Source organism: Vibrio sp. 10N.286.52.C3 (assembly GCF_041468865.1).
Taxonomy (GTDB): domain Bacteria; phylum Pseudomonadota; class Gammaproteobacteria; order Enterobacterales; family Vibrionaceae; genus Vibrio; species Vibrio crassostreae_C.
Genome location: NZ_JBFRJM010000032.1, coordinates 128,008 through 145,275, shown reverse-complemented (window position 1 = coordinate 145,275; position 17,268 = coordinate 128,008). Strand labels below are relative to the sequence as shown.

The following is a 17,268-nucleotide window of genomic DNA, read 5'->3' as shown; positions in this document are numbered from 1 at the left end:
AAGCCAGCTTAATCGCTGGCTTTTTTTCCTTTAAAATCAGTAAAATAAGAGCCGCGCACTTGCAGCTCTTTTTCCTAGTGACTAATCCGATAGAGAAAGGCAACGGTCACATTATCGTTAGGCACAACTCGCTTCTGCTGAGCCAAAAACAATTCCGCTGTCGAAACGGCATCGGCTAATGCATTGTGGCTGTTGTACTCAGGAAGCCCGTACCTTTCGCGAGTCCCTGCCAAGGTTAAATCGACTTCTTCATGATTGCTGATCGCTTTCTCCATGCTTTTCTCAATACACAAGGTATCAAGCCAAAGCAGAGGAATCGCTCTTAAACCGTAGCAGCGAAGAAGGTATTGGCTAATGAACTTCTCTTCGACTACACACGCGTGCGCGACGATAATCTTGCCTTTCGCTGCTTCGAAGAAAGCGAGCATCGCATCATGAATAGATGCGCCCTCTTCCAGCATCTGTGGTGTGATGTGGTTAATCACCGCAGTTTCAGCGTTAATCTGAGAATCATTGTTCAGGTAGATATGCTTGGCAGAAGCCAAATCGATTCGTCCTTTCACCACATCGACCCATCCCATAGACAAGATAAGATCTTGTTCGCTGTCTAAGCCTGTGGTTTCGAGATCCAACACGATATAGTCGCTGTCTTTGGCCAAATCCGTCATTTCAGGACAAGGCTGTTCTACCAGATCATGTAACGCTTCTGGCAGCTTAACCGTACCCAAATATTGCTTACGCTTGCGTTTAATTCGTTCAAGCGGGTGAAAATAGTTTAGCATTCGTTTTAAACATTTATTAGTTGAACATAGCTTCATTAACGTGCTCCGAAACGAATTTTCGCCGCTTCTTGAAGGTCAGCAATGATCCTAAAGGCATCTTTCAAGTGTTTACGCTCAAAGCTACCAAAGCTATCTGGGTTGATGTTGTTGTCAGGCACATCCCCGTTCTTCAGCGCTTCAAGTTGATGGCCAAAACGGAAAGAGAGAATGAACTGGTAAGCACCCAGAATGTTCTTGAATGCATCGTCGCTCAGCATGCCTTTTTCATTGGCAGCAGCGAAACGTTCGTCAGTCGCCGACAAATCGCACTCCACAGCAAGACCATAAATACGCGCTAAGTCGATAATCAAGTTGATCGCGTACTTCTTCACGTTCAACGTTTTCTTATTCTCACCTGACTTCTCTAGCACTAAGCTATTGAAGATGCCAAGTGGCGGGTTGGTATTGACCGCGTCTTTCACTAGCGTGCTTAAAAACTCACGGTTACCGCGAATATTGCTATGCAGCTCATCGCGCAGAATACCTTCGAACTCACTGTTGCCGTAGATAGTACGAATTTCTAGGAACACACTGATATTAAGCAAGCGTTCGTACTCTGGGTTAGCCACCCACTTCTTGTAGTAGTGCTTCCATACACTGAGTGGCTGACACCATTTTGGCGTCGCAGCCATGAATTTACCTGGACATAATGGGTAGTGACAGCTTGCTAAGCCGTTGGTCACCATCATCGCTAAGTGTTTGAAGTAAATACGGTCACTGTCGGTTGCATCGTCAGCAAGAACAATCGCGCTGTCTTGGTCCGACAACATGTGCACTTCATTACGTGCGTGCGATCCGGCTACGATCCAAGAGAAATCACACGGTGGTGGGCCTAACTTATCAATCGCTATTTGAATCAATCGACGGGTGTAGGCGTCCATAATCATGGTCATTACCTTGCCGACGGTTTCAGGCGCCACTTTACCTTCCACCAGCGCTTCAAAAATTGCTTGTCGCTCTGAGGTGAACGAAGACATGGTTTTCACGCTGCCTGCGTATTTGATTTTCTCGATCAAGAATATCGCTTGAACACGGTGGTTTTGAACCAAATGAGATGTAGTAAGAAGACCAACGACCTTATTCTCTTTCACAACGGGCAAGTTACGGATATTAAATTGCATCATGATAGAGGCTGCATGCAATACGAGATCATCCGGTTTTACCGTAAGTGGAGAGTGCGTCATGACCTCTGAGATCAGGCTATCAGTACTCACGCCGTGGGCAATCACTCGCTTAGTCATATCTCGGTCGGTGATCAGACCAACAATGGTTTCACCTTCATAGATCACGGCACACGGTGAGCGTTGATGAAGCATTTCAACCGCAACCGACTGGATGGTTTGCTCAGACTTAACAATCGCCACCTGCCCGCTTGCCACTTCTTCGACTTTACGAATGAATAGGCCTTTCTCTTTATTTGACCAAACCACATCCAGTGCCGACTTCAAGCGAACCTGCGCCTGTGAAGCAAAGTGTTCTGCGCAACTTGGAAAGGCTTTGAAAAGCGTTTGAAGTGCCGAGTGTGGAATCACATAAAGCAAGGTGTTCTCGATTGCGACAGCTCTATAGCCTTTTTCGTCGTTGACTTCAGAATCTAAGAACGTAAAGCCGAACAAATCTTCACTGCCTAGACGAGCACGAAGCACACCATCCGATTTTCGTTGCTCCATAGAGCCCGTTCGAATGATATAGAGCGATTTTTCCTTCCCCGACTCACACAAATCAACCACATCTCCCTTACCGAGATAAGTAATTTGCACGTTAGACGCAAGTTCGCGAAGTGCTTCTTTAGGGATCTTATCGAATGGGTCGATTTGACCTATGAATTGAAGAATATTTGGCAGTAGAGACTGGGGCATAATCACACTCACAATAATTTAATTAGTATTATTATATAACTTAAAATACTGGTTACTAGTGCTTTTAACGAAACAGCAAATAATAGATTAAATATTGGACACCAGTCAGGTTTTCATCAAATTTGGATGCAAAAAAAGCACGTATGAAACGTGCTTTTTAGAGGTCGCTACTGAAGTTAGCTTCTGTACAACCGTAATTTTAACTTTGACTACCCTAGTTTTACGAGAATGACCTCTCGTCGATAATGCAAAACGATCAAAGCTAAAATAACAGTGAAAACAATTAACTAGCGGCTGGTAATCTGTGGTTTGTTTCTAACAGATGACTTGCTGACGCGTGGCGTGCTTTGTCACTATTACCTGCCATGATTGCTTCATAAATCTGGCGGTGTTCGTTAATACAAGTACTTCCCTCTTCAGAAGAGTGAGAAATAAAGTTAACAAACATGGTCGTTAAGATGTTACCAAATGGAAGGTAGAAGTCGTTACCTGTTGCATTGAAGATCAGGCTATGGAATTTCATATCAATATCTAGCCAACGCTCTTGATCAAGCGTTTCTTCGCTAGAGATTTCTACCATTTGTTGGAAAATACTAGACAGCTCAATGCGTTGTTCTGCACTCGCGAACTGAGCAGCTAAAGCACACGCTTCTGGTTCAATCGCGCGGCGTAAACCCAAAAACTGATGACAGAATTGGTCTGTATCGGCCAAACCGTCCATCCATTCGATCAATTGTGGATCTAAGAAGTTCCAGAACGCGCGGTTAACAACGCGAGTACCAATCTTAGGACGAGATTCTAATAGACCTTTTGAAGTCAGAAGCTTAACCGCTTCTCTTAATGCTGTTCTACTGATACCAAATTGCTCACACAGAGCCATTTCACCAGGGATAATAGAACCTTGAGGCAAATTGCCCGACAAAATACCACGAGCGATTTCACGTGCAACTTGCACATGAAGGCTTCGCTTAGAGCCTGAAATAGAATTGAAAGAGCCAGCCATGTGTCTACTTACTTATTAGATATGTATTATTTAACCCGACTATAGCACTGATTTATATCTTCACCAACACAGCATCAGAATAACGTGAGGTCACTACCAATAAAGGCTGGAGCAATATTTCACAAACCTGCTCATCTTTAGGTTTATAAAACCAATTCAACCTATTAATTCATACAAATAGTTCTCATTTACTATTTCAATGTATGCGTGAACTCACAAAACCACCCTTATTCTCACTATTTATGTCGGTAATAACCCGTTTTTAGATAAACACCCTTGAATATAGCAAGTGTTATTGTATGATTTATTGGCGTGAATAATCTACAATATAGGCGGCTCTGATGTTTAACGATTTAAAAGGCAAACGCATTCTAATTACTGGCTCTACTGCTGGTATGGGTTTAGCTACCGCACGTGTCTTTGCAAAATACGGCGCAAAAATCGGCATCAATAGTCGTGCTTTCAGCCCAAAAGTCGATGACGTTCTATCTGAACTTACCGCACTGGGTGGCGATGTTGCCTTTTTTCCTGCAAACCTAATGGACACATTAGAGTGCGAAAGGTTAGTCAAAGAGTTCACTGATCATTTTGGTGGCATGGACGTGTTGATTAACAACGCCGGTGGCCTTGGTGGTCGCGCCAATCTAGAAAATATCGATGATGAGTTTTATGAGCGCGTAATGAACCTTAATGTTCGCTCTGCGCTGATGACAACCAAGTTCTCTATCCCGCACTTACGCGCCTCTGCTGCTGAGTCCGGGCAAACATCTTGTGTGATTAGCACAGGATCTATCGCCGCTCGCGAAGGCGGTGGTGTTGGTGCAGGCATCTATGCCGCGTCTAAGGCTTGGTTACACGACATTCACCGCAATTGGGTGAAAGAGTTCGCGCAAGACAATATCCGTTTCAACATTGTTTCACCGGGCACTATCGACACCGCATTTCACGATGGCAAGAGCGACGATTTGAAAGCGACCATTGCTAACAACATTCCAATGGGACGCTTTGGCAATATTGATGAAGTTGCCCCTTCATTTGCTTTTTTTGCATCGCACGCTTGTAGCGGGTACATCACAGGACAAATCCTAGATGTTAACGGCGGACAAATAACGCCCTAGCTAGCTGACTTATATAAGCTCACTAAGTTATATAGAATCGTTAAGTTATATAAAGTCGTTAAGATCGTCACACTAAATAAGGTCATCAGACCCAAGTAGATGAGGGAAAACCTCACACTATATTAGACGTATACACTGACACTAAGCGCCAGATTCGTCTGGCTTTTAGTGTTTTCAAAGTTTCAATTTCAGGTGGTTTAAATGTCAATATTTACATTGGTGGAAGATTCAAGCCGCCGAATTCATGTTCAAGTGGCGAGACAAATTGCTCGCAAGATCTTGTCAGGCGAGTTAGAAGAAAATCAGAAGTTACCCAGCGAAATGGAGCTGTGCGAAATCTTTGGAGTCAGCAGAACTGCCCTTCGAGAATCAACTAAGCTACTTTCGGCAAAAGGTTTAATCGAGTCGAAGCCAAAAGTGGGCACTCGTATCAAACCGAGAACACAGTGGCACTTCTTGGACCCGCAATTGCTGTACTGGATCCAAGATTTAGAAGATACTAAACCCTTCTTGTCTCAATTTTTAGGCTTAAGAAAAGCGATTGACCCGGAAGCGTGTGCGCTCGCTGCAACCAATGCAACTGTAGAGCAACGCAAAGAGCTTTCGATTCTTTTCCAGAAAATGACCATCGCAGCAAATAGCTTCGATTATGAAGAGTGGACGACCAACGATCACCTGTTTCACCAAACGATTTTCTTATCGACAGGTAATCAATTTTACATTCCATTCGCGAACATTCTGTCGACTATCTTCAAGCAGTTTATCGACCACTCCGCTGAAGGCGGTCGCTTCTGTTTAGAAGAACACAAAGCGATTTACGACGCAATAATGTCTGGCGATGCCAAGCAAGCTCGAATTGCTTCTCAAGTCCTGCTAGACGATGAGAACCAAAAGCTCTCTAGGGTTGAATTAGCCATCGCATAACCGAGATTAACCAAACTGACTTGTTTTTCAAAGACACAAGTCAGTCTTGTTTTAGCACCCATTTTTTAACCATCAACTACCGTAGTGTTTTCTTCTTTAAACGCTCTACTCCGCCACCTCAGAGAAAGCTTACGGTTATACACATAAGGTGTTGTTTGTGTCTTCACAATCGTACGTAAGGAAAAATTTCTCTCTCGCCTGGCCCCTCGCCTTAAACGGTATCTTGATGCAGTCGATGTTGATGATCGACACACTGCTTGTCTCTCCTCTTGGTGAAATCCCTTTAGCTGCAATGGGGATTGCGACGACTATCGTTGCCTTTGTACTGGGAATTCAAATGGCGCTGGCAAACGGTACTCAGTTAGTATTAAGCCGCGCAGTGGGCTCTGGCATTACCGCATCATTATCTAAAGCATTTTGGGCAGGGTTATTTATCAACCTTGGCGTAGCAACACTATTTTGGCTTCTACTTACTTTTTTCGAACAACCCTTGATTCAAGCTTTAACAGATGACGCTTCCCTTCACTTAGAAATCAGCCGCTATCTAGACATCTCGAAATACATCGTTATTTTTACCGCGTTAACGCAGGTGATCATTGCTTTATTTAATGCGCTAGGCAGAACTAAAGTCCCATTCAAAGGTTACTTAATTGAACTGCCTATCAATGCTGTACTCTCATATGTGCTGATTCATGGTTTTTCTAATTTTGAAGGGATTGGAGTACAAGGCGCTGCATTAGGCAGCATTATTGCAATAACGATCCGCTTGCTGTATTTGGTTTTGTGCGTGCATTTAAGCTCAGCGATTTCACTCAAATTAGACGCTCAGCGCTCTGAATTCTTTACCAACGTTCGCCGTCACTTTATCGAAATATTCCCTGTAGCAGCGAACGTGACCATGCTTTTGATTGGCGCAACGATATATCAATTGTTGTATTCGCAACTTAACATCAACGCTTACGTAGCGATTACTTTGGTGATGCCTTGGATCAGGGCTGTCTCTCAATTTATTACCGCTTGGGCTCACTCTTCCGCAATTACTATCAGCCAAGCGATTGGCTCTAAAAAGATGGATGACCTAGTCAAAAACGTCGATACCAGTATTGATATTGCGGTCGTCATTTCTTTTGTGTGTGCAATCTTGTTCGCAGGATTAAGTCTGGTCATTGGTGACATTTACCCGAACTTGGATGAGTCTACCTATCAAGCATTGGCCGTTATCGCCCCACTCTACATCTTCTTGCCGATTGTCCGTGGCTACAACACGGTTCATGGGAATGTATTAAGAGCCCTAGGAAAAACGACCGCAGTCTTCAAAATCAACTTTACTGGTCAATGGGTAATTTCAATTCCATTGTGTGCATTGATCATCTTTGGATTAGACGGTTCTATCTTTTGGGCATTTGCCATCCAACCATTCGAAGAAGTCGTGAAAGCTTTCCCATTCCGTCACTTGGCTCGAAAGTCTCTTAAAGAGTTTGATGCCGACAAAGCCAAAGAGTTGATGTATGACTAAACTCCGTATCGAGTTGTCGTCCTAAAATCTTCCTACGCTTTCTGAATGCAACCTTGTCTTTTGACAAGGTTGTATTGTTTTAGCTGTACCTTTCATTGGTAGGCTTCACGTACACCCTCATTGATACCAAGGTCACATTAATACCAAGTTCATCTTAAAACTCATATAAAACAAAAAGACCACTCAACATTCGGTTAAGTGGTCTTCGAAAATATTCCTTAAGGACTGCGTCTAGCTAGACTATTGGTTATGCTATGTGCTATTTACCGTTCAACTTAAGCGCAGAGAAAGTCACACTGTTGTAATCGCCATTCTTTTTATCGACAGCGAAATCGCCAGTACCGCCACAACCAGGCCCCCATACAGGGTGAGAATCGCTCACGCTACATTGGCCGTATGCGCCCGCTTTGTAGTAAAAATCATCTTCAGCATAGCCCGTTGGTGAGTCAAGTTCATCGATGCCCTTACTCAGGTCGATTTCATACTTAACGGTATCGTGACGCTCGGTTTCAAACGTTAGGTACATCATGGTGCCTTTCACTTCCACTTTGTAGCTAAACTCTTCACCAAGAGCAATACCGGCTTCACCCGGCTCTGCAGGGTTTTCCCACGTGTTACCCCACACTGGATAAGCGATATCGGCACGGTTAGGATCTTTTTTCTCTAGGTTACGTTCATAGTTCCAGAATACTGAACCCATTTCTTGGTCAGGAAACTTCTTATAGAAGATCTTTAGTGGTTCATTACCATGCCCATAACCGGTTCCAGCTTTGATTAGCTCGTTGTGTTTTTTAGCATGAATCTGACCAACCACAACAGAATGAGCTGGGTATTTTTCTGGGAACTTAGCGTTAACTGAGACGTGATTCACTTTTAATGTCGCTTCTAATGTTCCGCCCACAGCACTGTATTCACTAGCCGCTGGGTGACTCGACAGTGCCCACTGGTTTCCTTTATCAGCCGTATCGATTGAGAAATCAGCACCGCGTGGCATCTGGCGTAACTCAGAGCGTGCGTTTTTCGAGTTCTTCGTGGTAATCGCTTGGTTTTGTACTTCAAAGACGAGATTACCGTCTTTATCAAGGTGGAAGAAATCGCTGTGTGAGTAGCTCATCATTGCCACCCCTTCGATTTCGTCAACACGTCCATCTTCATTAATATCTGAAGGGATCGTTATTTTCCAATTTCGCATATCAAACTTATCAGCGGGAACTGGATAAGACACACCGTTATTTGCAAACGACACAATAGGAACTACTGATAGCAAAGCTACAGCAAGCATATTTTTTTTGAACATCCAAATTATCCTTAATAACAAACGAGTATTTGTAATCCCATTAATATTAACTAGGTGTAAGAAACCTAGTTGGTAATAACAGCTGAATCTTTAATTGAATAAACTAAATTGTAGAAGTGGGCTTCGCTTTCACCATTCTTGAATTGGTTATAAACGCCCGCTTTATAATAGCTAACCATATCTTTCCAATAACTAATGTCATGATTAACAACTGTGCTGTCGTTATGGTTTATAATTAACCTTTGGTTGCCGACATAAATATCGAACTTATCTGTACCTTTTTCAGCTATTGGACCCAGTGGCAATTTTATATAAGCCTTTTTGCATTCCGTTGATCCTTTATTCCCACTATTTGAGCTGCAATTAACGGCATTATTTTTAATGATTGCCCAATACCAATCTGTCTTACCACTTCTGTCGGCGTCATACACCACACGAACTAAAGGATGGGGAATATACCCTTCGCCATGAGAACCTGGCTTTCCGTCGTAGTACGTCCCTTTGTTATGTACTTGCAGATACGTCATTTCATCACGTTTTTTTTCGCTGTTTTTTACCGAATCGCGAGGGTTAATGGGCATGAACTCAGCACTCAAATGATGGTACTTATTAGGCTCATCGACCTTAAAGTTGTCATTAACGCGGATCTCACTGCGATTCTTGTAACCCGCCATTTTAAAGACCAGTGCCTGAGTGGGTTCATCAACATAGAAGTGTTCAAACACAACACCATCAAAATTGCCTTTGCTCGCATAATCTTTCTTGTTGCCAGGTTTACCATCAGGATCTGACATCTGAAGTTTTGACATATTCAAAATATCTCGAAACTGACTGTAGTTGGCTGGAGCTTTCATGTCAGAAGCATAGGCTCCCAAAGAAATTGAAGCAGTTACTGCCAAACATATTACGTTTTTCATTTTTTCCGCGACCATCCATTGGACAAAAATTCTAAGCATGACACTCCCAAAACCACGGCCCATTAAAAGATAAAAGTCATTTATCTGATAGCCGAGCGCTTCCTATTGTCACACCACCCATAAAACATTTGTATTATTTTATCACATGTTTTTTGCTTTTCTCGTCAACATTGGAAAACTGAGAGGGGCGTCATTATTGAGATTAAACACAGCATTAAAAATGGGATATTCATAACGCTTTGCTATAGATAGCGACTTAAATGTTAAATTAACGACCAAAAAACCGCTAATTTTAACAAAAAAGACCATTTATTGTATGTCACATTCCAAAAATGAGTGACTCACCCCTCAATTAATAAACTAGTCAATATTTGATTTATTCGCATTGCAGCCTAGCTCACACTTTTTCATAAGCTTAACATATAAGATTATTGTATGAGTTATTGGGTGACTCACTAGGAATACCCTACCTTTACTTAACCTTAAATCTAAAAATACGAGAGTAATGATGAAAAAAATGAATATGGTTGCTATCGCAGTGGCAACAACTTTATTTGCAGGAATGGCATCAGCGACAACACTTGATTACCGCTATGAGTATCGTGCAGCGACTGATTATACAAAAACCAACGGCGATGAAGCTCATGTCGACGCTCGCCACCAGCACCGTGTAAAACTAGGTCATAGCTTCAAACTATCAGATAAGTGGAAGCACTCAACTGGCCTTGAAGTGAAATTTCATACTGACGATTCTTACTACGACGCAGATTCTGGTGAAGTTAAGTCAGCAAACAGTAGAAGCTTCTATGACGGCAATTGGTATATTTACGGTATGGAAGTAGAAAATACAGCAACTTACAAAGTCGATAACAACTGGTATCTACAAGTTGGTATGCCGATCGCTTGGGACTGGGATGAGCCGAACTACAACGGCGGTGACTGGAAGATGAAAAAAGTCACTTACAAACCTCAATTCCGTGTTGGTTATAATGCGGATATGGGATTAACGACTGCCATTCGTTACCGTCACGAGTATGCTGATTTCCGCAACCACACTCAATTTGGTGACAAAGATTCAGAGACTGGTGAGCGTTTAGAGTCAGCACAGAAATCAAAAGTCACACTAACGGGTTCTTACAAAATTCAATCTCTACCTAAACTTGGCCTTTCTTACGAAGCTAACTATGTAAAATCGCTAGATAACGTACTTCTATATAATAGTGATGATTGGGAGTGGGACGCAGGTTTAAAAGTAAACTACAAGTTTGGTTCATGGAAACCTTTTGCAGAAATCTGGTCATCTGATATCAGCTCGTCTTCTAAAGATCGTGAAGCTAAATACCGCGTTGGTGTTGCTTACTCATTCTAAATATTCAAATTACTTTATTTTAAAGAATAGGATGTTCTAATAAATATTAGCTTTATCCTAAAAATATTTAACGACTACTTATTATCTATTTCTTATGTGATTTACATATGGATTTAATATCATAAAGAGAATATTTTATGCAGATTTCTAAAGTCGCTACTGCTGTCGCCCTTTCGACAGGTTTATTATTTGGTTGTAACAGTGATGGTTTACCTATTCCGACGGATGGTTCTACCGATCCTGCAACACCTACCTCAGCATTATTAAATGGTTATTGGGAATTTTCTGATACTTCAGCATTCTCAGCAGCCTATTCATCATCGAGTAGTACTGATTTACCCAACGTATATCGCTTCTCAGCAGATGGTGAGACACTTTATTACTACACTGACAATTCAGCTGACACCACACTCGGTGAATACGAACGATTTGAAACCACTTATGAAGAGACAATTGAAGATGATACTTCAGGTCAAGTTGCGTTCACGCTATTCAATAATGATGGTTCAGTAAGCACAATATCCGTAGATGGTGATTACTCCGCAGCTGACGGTGGGCTTAGTATTGGCGGCAACATTCCTATTTCAGGTACCGACCACAGCGAAAATACTGAAGTTACGAGTTCTGCAGACACAGCAGATGAAGCTTCAGGCGTTAATAATGCCGCTCAAATTTTAGATACATTAACCGATGATACTGGTGAGTTGAGACTGAAGATCTTAAACACGAGCTCTACGGTCGGCAAAACGATTTCTTCAGGTAAGTTAACTGTTGATCTAACCTACCAACATAATCCAGATAGCACTCAAGTTGATGAAGGTCAGAACAACTCTTATATTTCGCTTTATTCAACCAATGATGAGAACGATAAAGTAAGCAACGCTTATCATCACGGTGACATAGCGATTGGTGACGGTATTATTCAATTCCGCGACGCTTCTGGTTCACTAACTGCGACTGGCGGTACCTTTGATGCAAACAGCACGTTTGATGCAACTGTCGAGGTGGTTTGGACGCCAACGTCACATACCTTTACCATCAATGGTGAAACCTATACTGGAGCGGTCTCATCAAATAGTTCAGGTGAAGTTCAAGTTATTGCCCTTCGTCTAGGTACAAACAGTGGCGTAACGCCATATGAACTGATTGCCGACAACCTAAAAGTATACTCACTTAATGAGTCTACTGGAGAGTATGTTGAAGAGTTCAAAGACACTTTCAATGACTACTCCGTTGGATATGACTTAAACAACAACCCGTATAACAGTAGCACTTCTGAAGCTACGGTTATTAGTTTGACTGGAGAGGCTCCTGTCGATCCAGAAAACCCAGAGCCGCCAGTTGGAGACTTTCCGGTTGCGTTAAATGAGTACACTTTTGATAGCTCCGATTATGCAGTAGATAGCGGCAGTGCTAAAAATGATCTAACGAGTAAGTCAGGATCTCCTTTAATCACAACGACAGCAGGCGCAGCTGGTACAGGTGCAATGCATATTGACCAAGATTCAGCTACAGGTGGTGGCTATGGTTACGTGTACTACAATGCAACTTCTGAAACTACTACTGGTGCTCAAGCAATTGAAGGGTCATTTTCTGTAGAGACAGTAATCAAAGCAGATCGTTTTGGGTACTCTTCAGACGTTTCACTTGTTGATTTCGCGGAAACAAGTGATTACTTAGGGTTTAAGCTCTACCTAGAGTCATCAGACAACTCAATCAAGTTTAAGGTGTATGGAGGCCTTGATGCAGAGGATAATGGCTTAAGTACCGAAGCGAAATCTAGTGAAGGAGACGTATACCTTGTTGAAGATAATTGGTACCACATCTTGGCGACATACAGTCACTCAGACTCGACTGCTAACTTGTATATCGATGGTACTCTTGTTCACTCGAAAAGTGTCGATTTCGATGTTGTTGAAAATACAACAGATGACAAGTTTATTCTTTTAGGTGGTTCTTCTAGTAGTGATAAGAACTTTGATGGTTCAGTTGACAATATCGCAGTTTGGAATGAAGTACTTACTGATGAACAAATCCAAGAGCGTGTAGCTCAGTTTACAGCTGAGTAGTGCCTATTTAGTTCTGCCAAAAGCCTCTAGTTTTGCTAGAGGCTTTTTTGTACCGGTCCAATGTACACGCCTAGAACCTAAACACCGATTATCTAAAATCACCTTCACTTCTAATAAGTCACCTCGCGAATTTCTATTGAGGCTTCTAGAATGTTATCGAACGTCAAAATCAGTTTCTGTTGGTAACTAAAACCACATCTGTTAATTCAATAACTTCCGTTGTTAACAAGCCGTATTCTCAACTAGTAAACTGCCCTTAGAATCCAGACATTAGATATCAGTATTAATGCGGTGGTTGGTTTAATCATACCCAAGACAACCTAAGCCTATCGTTCTCAGTAACAACAGCTTGAACCAAGGCTTACAAATGCAGTCACATAGGGCGAATAAGAAGCGCTGTTGAAGACTGAGCGAAGAGTTTCGATACATAATATAGAATTGACAACAAGGCTAACCACCAGCTCTTGAGTCGAACTATCGAAGGGCCTGCTATTTACCTTACCCAAACAACAGACACAAAAAAGCCTCCAAACCCTAAGGCTGGAGGCTATTGCGATAACTTAAATATTAAGTGCTATTCGGTTCGATTACTTTTGGTATTGATCGTGCGATACGTCTAGCTGGTAGAAAGTCGCTTGAGAGTAATCGTCTAGGTCGCCGCTGATATTTTGGTTGTAAACACCCGCTTTGAAATACATGTACTTGCCGCCAACGTCATAGCCGCTGTTGCTCATATCAACCACTTGTACAACATCGTCTTTGCCTTCACGCATTAGCGTTACCGTCATCGTGTTGCCTTTAACATCAATGCGGTAGCTGAACACTTCACCAAGCGCGATACCATCTTCGCCCACTTCAGCCGTCATATCGCCCACTAGAGGGTAGAAATCCTCTTTTGTTGCGTCTTGGCTTTCGTGTGCAAAGTAAACTGCGCCCGTTGGTTGGTTTGGCAATTTACGGTAGTACAAACGAATCGGCTCATCGTTTTGATCGTGAATCTGACCAATGATAAAGCGACCTACTTCATTCGCATTACCCGTTGTTGTCGCGTGGTCAATTTTCAATGTCGCTTCTAGAACGCCATCGATACCTGCCGCAGCTTCTAAATCAGATTCAGGTGCACTTGAGAATACCCAGTTGTTCTTGTTAACACCTTTCGTACTGATAGACTGGTCACCACGACGCATCATCTCACGAAGCTCAGTACGTGCGTACTTAGTGTTTTTAGAGGTACGTACACCTTTCACATAAGCCTTGAATACTAGGCCGCCATCGTCCGCTGTGTAGAAGATTTCTGGGTGCTGGTAACCGTTTGCAAGGTTCCACTCAGACACATCATCAGGCTTGCCGTTTTTGTCATGATCGAATGGCTGAGACAGGTACCAATGAGTCATGTCGAAGTTTTCGCTCGGTGCATTACCTGCAACTGGTGTTGCTGGTAGGCCTGTCGGAACAGGTAGTGCGCTGCGAGTATCACATTCAACTGACGTCTCACAAGGGTAAACCGCTGCTACGCCGAAGTTACCAGAGCGTAGATCTTTACGCGCTGCTTTACGTGCTTTTTCTGCCGCTTTCATTTCAGCGATAATAACTGCTTCTGCTGCTACCACGTCTGAAGTGATGATATGGCTAGCAGGACATGCGTTAATGCTACAGTTAACTGCGGCTAATCCTGTCACACTGTTCCAACCGTTTTTGGTGTTGCCGTGACCAACATATCTTACGTAACGTGCTTTTACCGCAGGCTCAAATTGGAAACGCTCAAGACCGATAGCTTTACCAGAACTCAGTTGGTTCTCAAGTACCGTCGTCCAGGTTTCACCATCGACACTCACTTGGATATCAAACTTAGATTGGCGCTCATTACCTTTACTGAAAGATGCTTGAACAGCGTCAAATTCTTGAACTGAACCATAATCTAGCATTGCCCACTCACCGTCACCCGCTGAAGACCAACGTGTGGTTAGATCTTGGTCAATAAGACGATCTGGGCCGTTACCATCATGGCTACTAGCGGCAACTGAAACTGGCGTTAGAAGCGCTTCACCCGTTTTTTTGTTATTTGGAAAATCAGCAGTCGTCGTGCTCGTGCTCGCACAACCAACCGCAAGTAGAATAGAAGAAGCGAGTAAGGTTTTTAGAGTAATTTGTTTCATATTTAATCCATTATTATAATACAAAGACAGCGTTCGTAAGTGAAAGCTAAATCAGCAAACACGAGCTATAAGGCGGTTCCCCTCTCAGTATTTGCGATAACATGAAAATATTACGTAATCTTATAATACAAATAAAATATTTCATTGAATAAATGAGACTGGGAACACTTTCCGATTTTTCTATGCTTTAACTGGATCACACTTCCTATTGATAAAAGACAATATATAGAAATTTAGAATACAAAATAAGCTCGTCATCTACGGCTCTCCTCCACTGAATGTGCGAGCTATAAACTCAATAAGACGAGTTCCCAGCAATCAGAAAACGCCGATTTATCTCTCCCTAAAAACCGAAAAGACCACATTAATGTGATCTTTTAATTTAATGTAGGAACGGCTTAAATCTCGACTCAATCAATAGTGTGCCGCTCTAAGAGAACTAAAGCTGACATCGAACACCTCACCAGCATAGCCGCTATCAGGTTTAAATTGAGGGTAAATGCCCGCTTTGAAATAGAAAGCAATATCTGTCGATGTCCAATCGGAGGTTAACAACACAGTGTCGCCATCTTTGTCTGTATAATCTTGTCCCCAAGGGATTAAATGAGAAACGGTGTTGGTTCCATCTAAATCATGAGTCGCCAAGTAGATACCTTCTGGATTGGCTCGAATCGTATATCGCCACTCTTCACTTGCCGAATAAGTCCCTAACTCGACACTGAACGGGTCACAATGATCACAGTCTTGGTTGTTGCGCTCAAAATCAGAGTTCAGTATCACTCTTACTGGCTTACTCTCGCCTTCCCATAACAGTTTCACCAATGCTTGATTGATCTTCCAACCATGGATTTGTCCAAGTACCACTTTTGGATCTTGATTGTTGATGTTCGGGTAATCTTCAATTCGCAAGCTTGCGGTTAACTCGTGACTGGTAGCGTTCGTTCTAGTGTCGTCCAAATACCAACTTGTATCTTCATCGCTGGTGCTACAATCCGGTTGAACACTGCTTTGATACAACTCCCTGAGCTCAGAGCGAATATAGCTAGAGTTTTGGGTAGAGGTGCCGTATCCCATATCCGCTCTAAAGTGCATTCTTCCTTCATCAGTATTGAAGTAAGAAAGATCAATATCACTGTCGTACACATCGCTGTCATTTGAAAGAAGATCTTTACTCGATTCACAACGTTCTGGTTCTAACTCAGCAGCACTGTCACCACCGCTTCCATACCAATCATTCTTACTCGGTGGAATAGTCAGCTTCCAATCATTAATGTCCCAATCGTTTGATCCATCGATTTGAGTCGTGGTGTATCTCAACGCCTGATAGTAAGCAATCGCTTCACCATTCTCAAATTGGTTATAGATACCCGCTTTGAAGTAGCTCAATAAATGCTGCCAGTAAGCGATGTCTTGATTCACTTTTACTTCATCATTCACTTTGAGCGACAGTGTGTTCTCATAAACAGAAAGATCAAATTTGGTAAAACTGTCCAATTCCGCCTCACCTAAATCGTAGCGATTGTATGACGTGGCATAACAATCCGAAGAGTCAGCAGCGCTGCTACAATCAATGGCATTGTTTTTCATGACTGCCCAGTAGTGACCTGTGAGGCCATCTCGTTCTTGCTCCCAAACCACACGCAATAGCGGATGAGGGATATAACCCGTACCACTCTCATCAGTCCCCTTATTGTGTATCTGCAGCAACGTCACTTCATCATGGTCGGCAGGTGAACTCGCCATTGCATGCTCGATATCAGGTAAGCTTATTTCCGCATACAAGCTTCGTCTTACACCCGTTTCATTGATATCGAAGTTTTCTCCCTCACGAACCTCAGAACGCATCTTATAGTTCGCCATTTTAAAAATTAGGTTTTCCGTCTCTTCATCTGCGTAAAAGTAATTACTGATGTAACCATCGAAATCGCCATCTTTCACTTCAGAGGTTTTGTTGCCCTCTGTGCCGTTAGGATCCGATACCTGAAGGTCAGAACTGGAGAGGATGTTTTGATACTTAGCAATATCATAAGGCGCAACAACGCCATAAGACGTTCCTGGACTGGTGTTATCAGAAGGGTCATCGCTATCACTTGAGCTATTTGAACTGCTTCCACCGCAGCCATAGGTGAGTGAAGCGAGAGCGACGATGAGGGTTGGCTTATTCACATTTATCTCACTTATCCATAAGAGTAGAGTGATAAGATATATTTGTACTATTT

The 17,268-nt window shown here is 42.6% G+C and carries 12 protein-coding genes; 5 read left to right on the top strand and 7 right to left on the bottom strand.

Translation table 11 applies throughout. The features are described 5' to 3' along the window. Nucleotides 1-74 precede the first annotated feature (74 nt). The 3 genes from AB4138_RS14140 to AB4138_RS14130 form a co-directional block, all read right to left on the bottom strand. A complete protein-coding gene (locus tag AB4138_RS14140) occupies nt 75-818 on the bottom strand; it encodes a 3'-5' exonuclease (RefSeq protein WP_102394492.1) in 744 nt (247 codons plus the stop codon). Then, nucleotides 818-2,680, bottom strand: coding sequence for a DUF294 nucleotidyltransferase-like domain-containing protein (locus AB4138_RS14135; RefSeq protein ID WP_050621193.1), 1,863 nt, complete (start codon nt 2,678-2,680; stop codon nt 818-820). The genes AB4138_RS14140 and AB4138_RS14135 overlap by 1 nt, the downstream gene beginning before the upstream one ends. 283 nt (nt 2,681-2,963) lie before the next feature. Then, nucleotides 2,964-3,683, bottom strand: coding sequence for a FadR/GntR family transcriptional regulator (locus tag AB4138_RS14130; RefSeq protein ID WP_017069960.1), 720 nt, complete (start codon nt 3,681-3,683; stop codon nt 2,964-2,966). Nucleotides 3,684-4,024: 341 nt separating this feature from the next. On the opposite strand from AB4138_RS14130, the gene AB4138_RS14125 reads away from it, so the two are divergent. The 3 genes from AB4138_RS14125 (at nt 4,025) to AB4138_RS14115 (ending at nt 7,241) form a co-directional block, all read left to right on the top strand. After that, nucleotides 4,025-4,801 carry an SDR family NAD(P)-dependent oxidoreductase gene (locus tag AB4138_RS14125; RefSeq protein ID WP_048607046.1) on the top strand — a complete coding sequence of 259 codons (777 nt, stop codon included), beginning with the start codon at nt 4,025-4,027 and terminating at the stop codon, nt 4,799-4,801. Between the two features lie 201 nt (nt 4,802-5,002). Beyond that, on the top strand, nt 5,003-5,725 hold the full coding sequence (locus tag AB4138_RS14120) for a FadR/GntR family transcriptional regulator (RefSeq protein ID WP_017063624.1): 723 nt from the start codon (nt 5,003-5,005) through the stop codon (nt 5,723-5,725). 148 nt (nt 5,726-5,873) lie between these two features. Next, entirely contained in the window at nt 5,874-7,241 is a 1,368-nt protein-coding gene (locus AB4138_RS14115; RefSeq protein ID WP_372306469.1) for an MATE family efflux transporter, read from the top strand. Between the two features lie 259 nt (nt 7,242-7,500). On the opposite strand, the gene AB4138_RS14110 is transcribed toward AB4138_RS14115, so the two are convergent. Both AB4138_RS14110 and AB4138_RS14105 read right to left on the bottom strand, forming a co-directional pair. Further along, on the bottom strand, nt 7,501-8,538 hold the full coding sequence (locus AB4138_RS14110) for a polysaccharide lyase family 7 protein (RefSeq protein WP_372158984.1): 1,038 nt from the start codon (nt 8,536-8,538) through the stop codon (nt 7,501-7,503). Between the two features lie 65 nt (nt 8,539-8,603). Then, nucleotides 8,604-9,494 carry a polysaccharide lyase family 7 protein gene (locus tag AB4138_RS14105; RefSeq protein ID WP_372158983.1) on the bottom strand — a complete coding sequence of 297 codons (891 nt, stop codon included), beginning with the start codon at nt 9,492-9,494 and terminating at the stop codon, nt 8,604-8,606. Nucleotides 9,495-9,963: 469 nt separating this feature from the next. On the opposite strand from AB4138_RS14105, the gene AB4138_RS14100 reads away from it, so the two are divergent. Both AB4138_RS14100 and AB4138_RS14095 read left to right on the top strand, forming a co-directional pair. After that, on the top strand, nt 9,964-10,824 hold the full coding sequence (locus AB4138_RS14100) for an oligogalacturonate-specific porin KdgM family protein (RefSeq protein WP_372073777.1): 861 nt from the start codon (nt 9,964-9,966) through the stop codon (nt 10,822-10,824). A gap of 137 nt (nt 10,825-10,961) precedes the next feature. Further along, nucleotides 10,962-12,893: a LamG domain-containing protein gene (locus tag AB4138_RS14095; RefSeq protein WP_372306465.1), complete on the top strand. Its 1,932-nt coding sequence runs from the start codon at nt 10,962-10,964 to the stop codon at nt 12,891-12,893. Nucleotides 12,894-13,480: 587 nt separating this feature from the next. Here AB4138_RS14095 and AB4138_RS14090 read toward each other — a convergent pair. After that, nucleotides 13,481-15,049, bottom strand: coding sequence for a polysaccharide lyase family 7 protein (locus tag AB4138_RS14090; RefSeq protein WP_372306462.1), 1,569 nt, complete (start codon nt 15,047-15,049; stop codon nt 13,481-13,483). A gap of 414 nt (nt 15,050-15,463) precedes the next feature. After that, nucleotides 15,464-17,215: a polysaccharide lyase family 7 protein gene (locus tag AB4138_RS14085; protein WP_372073771.1), complete on the bottom strand. Its 1,752-nt coding sequence runs from the start codon at nt 17,213-17,215 to the stop codon at nt 15,464-15,466. Nucleotides 17,216-17,268: the final 53 nt, after the last annotated feature.

Excerpts from the sequence above, each read along its gene's own strand:
- AB4138_RS14100 (WP_372073777.1), top strand. The coding sequence starts at position 9,964 with ATGAAAAAAATGAATATGGTTGCTATCGCAGTGGCAACAACTTTATTT.
- AB4138_RS14090 (WP_372306462.1), bottom strand. The coding sequence starts at position 15,049 with ATGAAACAAATTACTCTAAAAACCTTACTCGCTTCTTCTATTCTACTT.
- AB4138_RS14105 (WP_372158983.1), bottom strand. The coding sequence starts at position 9,494 with ATGCTTAGAATTTTTGTCCAATGGATGGTCGCGGAAAAAATGAAAAAC.
- AB4138_RS14135 (WP_050621193.1), bottom strand. The coding sequence starts at position 2,680 with ATGCCCCAGTCTCTACTGCCAAATATTCTTCAATTCATAGGTCAAATC.
- AB4138_RS14110 (WP_372158984.1), bottom strand. The coding sequence starts at position 8,538 with ATGTTCAAAAAAAATATGCTTGCTGTAGCTTTGCTATCAGTAGTTCCT.
- AB4138_RS14095 (WP_372306465.1), top strand. The coding sequence starts at position 10,962 with ATGCAGATTTCTAAAGTCGCTACTGCTGTCGCCCTTTCGACAGGTTTA.
- AB4138_RS14120 (WP_017063624.1), top strand. The coding sequence starts at position 5,003 with ATGTCAATATTTACATTGGTGGAAGATTCAAGCCGCCGAATTCATGTT.
- AB4138_RS14125 (WP_048607046.1), top strand. The coding sequence starts at position 4,025 with ATGTTTAACGATTTAAAAGGCAAACGCATTCTAATTACTGGCTCTACT.
- AB4138_RS14130 (WP_017069960.1), bottom strand. The coding sequence starts at position 3,683 with ATGGCTGGCTCTTTCAATTCTATTTCAGGCTCTAAGCGAAGCCTTCAT.
- AB4138_RS14140 (WP_102394492.1), bottom strand. The coding sequence starts at position 818 with ATGAAGCTATGTTCAACTAATAAATGTTTAAAACGAATGCTAAACTAT.